The sequence below is a fragment of the Thiocapsa sp. genome (assembly GCF_022340925.1).
GTDB lineage: Bacteria > Pseudomonadota > Gammaproteobacteria > Chromatiales > Chromatiaceae > Thiocapsa.
Map to the genome: position 1 here is coordinate 1 of NZ_JAJDNA010000123.1, position 5,765 is coordinate 5,765.

The window sequence follows — 5,765 nt, forward strand, 5'->3', positions numbered from 1 at the left end:
CTGGCTCGGAAAGCGAAGGCGCCGCATCCGAAGGGGTGCGGACCGTCGCGCATTCCCAGCAGAGCACGCAGGTCCCGCGCCTGATCCCGGTCGCGATTCAAACGGCCCCGCCGCGGCGCCAGGCTGTCGATGCGGCTGTCAATGACCATCGCGAGCTCACCTTTCCCAACGGTCGTTCACCCTGCTGCCCTGGATCCGGTCACGCTCGGACATGCCCTTCATCGCCTTCGATTGCCGGCCGGCCTGGTCTTCCAGGACCCCGACGACCAGCTCTTCTGTCCGACGGTGGCCGAGGACATCGCATTCGGCCCACTCAACCTGGGCAAAGCAGAGACCGAGGTCCTGGATCTCGTCGCCCGCAGGCTGAAGGTCAGTGAACGAGGAGCGGATCTCGCCCGCTCGTCGGGTCAAGTGGATGAGCGTCGACCTTCCCGCCCCCCATGGCCTGATCAGGCCGACCACCTGCCCCGCCGGCACCTACAACCCAACATTCCACAGAGCGAGACCCCCGGTGCGGTAGCGCTTGGTCTGGGATTCGATCCGGGGCATGCAGCAGGCCGAATAAGACGTCGTGGAAGAGAAGCGCGGCGGTTAATGCAGAGCCACCCGCGGGATGCGATCGGCTGGCCGAACGGTTTCAAGCAGCGCCTGGGAGCCTGTCGCGCTTGAGCAGTTTCGCGCTCAGACGCGCACAGCGCCGCTCCTTGAGCGGCCCCGGCGGCAGATCGACGGCGAACGCCAAGGCCCGCTGCAAATCGCCGGTGCGGTGCTCGTGATACTTGGCCAGCTCGGCGCGCGCCTCGGCATCGCCCGCGGCGGTGAGCTGCTCCCAGATCGCTCGGGCCTGATCCCAGTCGCCGCGTCGGCGATGGAGCCGCGCCAGGTCCAGCAGACCGGCCGGATCCAGGCGTTGACGCTCTGCATGGAGCAGGCGTAGCGCCTGCTCCGATCGGCCCTGTGCCTTGTGATAAGCGGCCACCGCGCGGACGTCCGCGTCGAAGCCAGCTGGGTCGCCGAAGACCTCGGCCAGACGCGGGACGAGGGCCGCCAGCGAGAGCAGGTCCCAACGGTTGTGACGCAGCACACCATTCAACGGCGCCACGGCACCCCCACGCAACCAGGCGAGCCAGGCCGCGGGCGCCTCGGATCCGGGGAGGTCGTCGCGACGCTGGAAACCAAGGAGGCGTCGCTCGACGCTGGCGAGACGGCAGTCTGGCCAGACGCGACCGTAGGCGCGTCGCACCGGTCGCAGGAGATCCAGATGCGGCAGCGCAGGCAGCGGATCCGCCTGCCCGGCCAGACGGAAGCGTGTGGCCAGCAGGGGGATGTCGAAGGACAGGCCGTTATAGCTGACCAGGAGTGCGGCACCCTCGAGCTCGCTTGCGATCGTCGCCAGATACGCCGATTCGGCATCGAGGCGGGTCAGCAGGTATTGACGCAACCGCCAGCCCCCACCGGCCCCGCGCAGGAATCCGGTCACAAAGGCCCAGGTCCCGGTGCCGCCCGCCAGCCCGCTGGTCTCGGTGTCCAGACAGACGAGATCCGCATCCACCGCGATCGGCCGCGGCGCCCGGCCCGATTCAACGCCCGGCTCGTGGCGGCAAGGGGAATTGATCCACCCCGGATCGATGAGGCGCCCGCGCGCGGGCGCCGGGGCGCCAATCGACACCTCGCCGTGCCGCTGTCGTTCGGCCAGCCAGCGCTCAAGACAGAGGACGCCGGGCGCGATCTCGATAGCGCCGACCGCCTCGGCGAGGACGGCGGATCGGGGCTCCTGCGCAAGGGCGGTCCGACCGCGACCGATCGAGGCCCGACGGAGTCGCTCGGCGAGCGAAGGGCGATCTGCCAGCGCGATGTCCCCGCCCTCCGCCTCCCTCGGGCCCGGACCTGACCCGCGCAGTCGCTGCAGACGGTCTCTCAGCTTCATCCTGGCCATCATCAGCTCGCCTGCCGAGCGGGGCGACGCTCGGCAGGCGCCATTGTCGGGCACTGAGGCGCCTGAACGGGCCGGGACCTCCCGCCTCGGACGGGAACCGCTGAATACGTCAGCGTTTGCCTAACCCGACCGTCCGGCACCGTTCGCATCAGGCGCGGCCCCGCACAAGAGCTCCAGCACCTTCAGCGCCGCTTGCCGAGGCGTGATCGCAAGCTCCTCGTCGGCCCGCAGCACGGGCCCGACACAGGCCGGACAGCCGGCCGTGCAACCGCAACCGGCAACCAGGTCCCGCGCATCGGCAACCAGACGCGGGGCATCGTCGTAGAGTGGGTCCGAGAGACCGACGCCACCCGGATAGTTGTCGTAGAGGAAGAGCGTCGGCTCAAACCGCTGACCGGGCGGAGCATCCAGGGGCGCATTGTCCAGGCCGCGAATCTGTCCCCGTCCCTCCGCGCCGACCACCGCGAACCAGGTTCCCTGTCCGTCGCCGACCGAGCGGCCCAGGTCGTGGATCTCGGCCATCGCCCGCAGGGCGGCGACATGGTGCAACGCATAGGCGGCCCCGAGAAACCCATCGATCGCCTTCTGGCGATCCGGGAGTACCGACTCCAGGGCCGTGGACTCGACCTGCCACCAAACCGCCGTGGTGTGCATCTCCTGGTCCGGCAGGTCGATGTCTCCGTAACCGATGTTGTCGTGACTGTAGTAGCGGATCTTCTTGTAGCCCGGATAGCGTCGGACCAGATGGACCTCGCCCTGGGCCGTCGCGCCGCGCCCCTGGGTGCGGCCATCGAAACGCGCGAGGATCTTGAGGCGGGTATAGTCGATCGCATCGGTGTAGTAGTCCGCCCGGGTGCGCGTCACGAACGCCTTGCGCCCAGCCCAGTCCAGGCGCTCGACCTGATAGGGCTGTGACTGGATCATGTAGATGGCCCCTTCGTAGAGGGTCCCGGGCGCGCTGCTGTAGTCGACCTCGGCGATGACGGTCTGGGCACCGCCGGTGGTGTCGATGACGACGAAATTGCCCTCGGCCACCGAGCGCAGCGAGACCGCATTGGCTGGATAGCTGTCCGCCACCCAGAACCAGCGATCGCCCTGGTGCTGCAAGAGACCCTCGTCGCGCAGATAGCTCAGCATCTCGTCCACATCCTCCGCGCCGAAGGTCTCGCCGTCGCGGAAGGGCAGCTCGAAGGCCGCACATCGAACGTGATCCATCAGGATCAGCAGCTGATCCGGATGGATGCGCGCATGCTCGGGTGAGGCACCAAGGAAGAACTCGGGATGGCGCACCATGTATTGATCGAGCGGATCGCTGGTCGCGATCAGGACACCCAGGCTCGGTCTGAGCCGGCGCCCGGCGCGTCCGAGACGCTGCCAGGTCGCGGCCACGGTGCCCGGGTAGCCGTTCAGGACGGCCACATCCAGCGATCCGATGTCGACCCCCAGCTCCAGGGCCGAGGTGGTCACCACCAGATCCACGGCCCCCGCGCGCATCGTCTGCTCGGCGCGGCGCCGTTCGCTCGGCAGATAGCCGCCCCGATAGGCCAACACGCGCGGCGGCTTGCGCGGGTCACGGTCGAAGACATCCTTCAGATACTTGGTGATGACCTCGACCATGAGGCGCGAGCGGGCGAACACGATACTCTTAAGCCCCAGCTTGGCCGCCGTGCGCGCGATCCGCGTGGTCTGGGAGCGCGCCGAGGCGCGGATCCCGAGGTCCGGGTTGATGACCGGGGGATTCCAAAGCAGGAGATGACGCTCCCCCTGGGGCGCGCCGGACTCGGCGATCACGGCCACCGGCCCGCCGCAGAGACGCTCGGCCAGCTCGCCCGGGTTGGCGATCGTGGCGGAGGCGAAGAGAAAGGTCGGCTCGACTCCGTAGAAGCGGCAGACGCGCCGCAGCCGCCGAAAGACATTGGCCACGTGCGAGCCGAACACCCCCCGATACGTATGGAGCTCATCCACCACGATATAGGCGAGTCCCTCGAAAAACTGCGCCCATTTGGTGTGATGCGGGAGGATCGCCTGATGCAGCATGTCCGGATTGCTGAGCACGACATCGCCGCGCGTGCGCACCGCCTTGCGCGCATCGCCCGGCGTATCGCCGTCGAAGGTGAAGGCCTTCACCCCCGACCCCCCGGCCGCCTGGACGGCATGGCTCAGCTCCATCAGCTCAGCGGCCTGATCCTGTGCCAGTGCCTTGGTCGGAAAGAGATAGAGGGCCTTCCCCCCCCGCGAGAGGACGGCGTCGAGCACCGGCAGGTTGTAGCAGAGCGTCTTGCCGGAGGCCGTCGGTGTGGCCACCACCAGGTGCCGGTTGGCACGGGCCAGCTCCCAGGCCTCGCGTTGATGGCTGTAGAGGCGGGCGCGACCCCGCGCCCTCAGGGCATTCGCGAGTGAGACCGGGAGGTCGTCCGGGAGATCCAGCCAGCGCGCAGATCGCTCCGCCTGGGTCGACTCGCCCGCGATACGCGCCCGATAGCCCGCGGTCAGATGGGCCTTCAGGCGCGTGACGGCGTGTCCCTCTGTGAGCTGAATCTCGGTTGGCGGCACGTGTTCGAAAGACTGGGTCGGGAGATCCGGATCGGGCACAGAGTCCTCGCCTGAAGACCACTGGTGCGGCTCGCCCGGACGAGCCCCGATCATCTCCCGGACGACCGGTTTCTGCAACCTGGACCGGGCCGGCGGCAGAAGCCTGTTGGCCAAGGGTCTCGAGGAGCGAGCAAGCCCTTTAGGTTTATGGCATCGCCCGAAAACCCTATACTGCCGGACGACGCAGGCGTTCACGATACCGATCAACGAGGAAGCACATGCACAACGGCACGACCATCACCCAGTTCATCATCGAGGAGCAACGCCATGTGGCGGGCGCCACAGGCGAGTTCACCGCCCTGCTCAATGACATCGTCACGGCCTGCAAGGTCATCAGCAACATGGTCAACCATGGCGCCTTGGTCGGAGTCCTCGGGAGTGCCGAGAGTGAGAACGTGCAGGGGGAGACGCAGAAGAAGCTCGACGTCCTGTCCAACGAGGTCTTCATTCAATCGAACGAGTGGGCGGGTCATATCGCGGCCATGGCGTCGGAGGAGATGGATACCATCTACGACATTCCGGCCAGGTACCCGCGCGGAAAGTACCTGCTCACCTTCGACCCGTTGGACGGCTCATCGAACATCGACGTCAATGTCTCAGTGGGGACCATCTTCTCGATCCTGCGCTGCCCGGGCGGTGCCGAAGCCCCGACGGAGCGTGATTTTCTGCAAGCCGGCACCCAGCAGGTCGCGGCCGGGTACGCGCTCTACGGCCCTTCCACCATGATGGTGCTGACCACAGGGAACGGCGTCAACGGGTTCACCCTGGATCAGAACATCGGCGAGTTCATCCTCACCCACCCCAAGCTGCAGATCCCGGCCGAGACGCGCGAGTTCGCGATCAACACCTCGAACATGCGCTTCTGGGAGCCGCCCGTTCAGCGCTACGTGCAGGAGTGTCTGGATGGCAAGGACGGTCCACGCGGCGAGGATTTCAACATGCGCTGGATCGCCTCGATGGTTGCCGAGGTCCATCGGATCCTCACCCGCGGGGGGGTCTTCATGTATCCGATGGACAGCAAGATGAAGTCGAAGGGGCAAGGCGGCAAGCTGCGTCTGCTCTATGAGGCCAATCCCATGTCCTTCGTGATTGAGCAGGCTGGCGGCGGATCCATCACGGGTACCGAGCGCATCATGGAGCTCCAGCCCGAGTCGCTCCACCAGCGGGTACCCGTGATCCTGGGCTCGAAGAACGAGGTCGAGCGGATCCTCGGTTATCACGCACAGGGATAGGTTCC

The 5,765-nt window shown here is 67.1% G+C and carries 4 protein-coding genes; 1 reads left to right on the top strand and 3 read right to left on the bottom strand.

Going from position 1 to position 5,765, the window contains the following annotated elements; all coding sequences use genetic code 11:
- Positions 1–156: 156 nt before the first annotated feature.
- From LJE61_RS15405 to LJE61_RS14625, 3 genes are all read right to left on the bottom strand, one after another.
- Positions 157–411, bottom strand: a complete 255-nt coding sequence (locus tag LJE61_RS15405; RefSeq protein ID WP_519972654.1) for a hypothetical protein — start codon at positions 409–411, stop codon at positions 157–159.
- A gap of 226 nt (positions 412–637) precedes the next feature.
- Positions 638–1,927 (bottom strand): ribonuclease H-like domain-containing protein, encoded by a 1,290-nt coding sequence (locus LJE61_RS14620; RefSeq protein ID WP_296918787.1) that lies wholly within the window; start codon positions 1,925–1,927, stop codon positions 638–640.
- Between the two features lie 129 nt (positions 1,928–2,056).
- On the bottom strand, positions 2,057–4,489 hold the full coding sequence (locus LJE61_RS14625) for a DEAD/DEAH box helicase (RefSeq protein ID WP_519973049.1): 2,433 nt from the start codon (positions 4,487–4,489) through the stop codon (positions 2,057–2,059).
- Between the two features lie 257 nt (positions 4,490–4,746).
- Here LJE61_RS14625 and LJE61_RS14630 point away from each other — a divergent pair, with 257 nt between their 5' ends.
- Positions 4,747–5,760 (top strand): class 1 fructose-bisphosphatase, encoded by a 1,014-nt coding sequence (locus LJE61_RS14630; RefSeq protein ID WP_296918789.1) that lies wholly within the window; start codon positions 4,747–4,749, stop codon positions 5,758–5,760.
- Positions 5,761–5,765 lie beyond the last annotated feature (5 nt).

Bases quoted from the DNA above. Each gene is read 5' to 3' on its own strand.
- LJE61_RS14620 (WP_296918787.1), bottom strand. From the start codon at position 1,927: ATGAAGCTGAGAGACCGTCTGCAGCGACTGCGCGGGTCAGGTCCGGGC.
- LJE61_RS14630 (WP_296918789.1), top strand. From the start codon at position 4,747: ATGCACAACGGCACGACCATCACCCAGTTCATCATCGAGGAGCAACGC.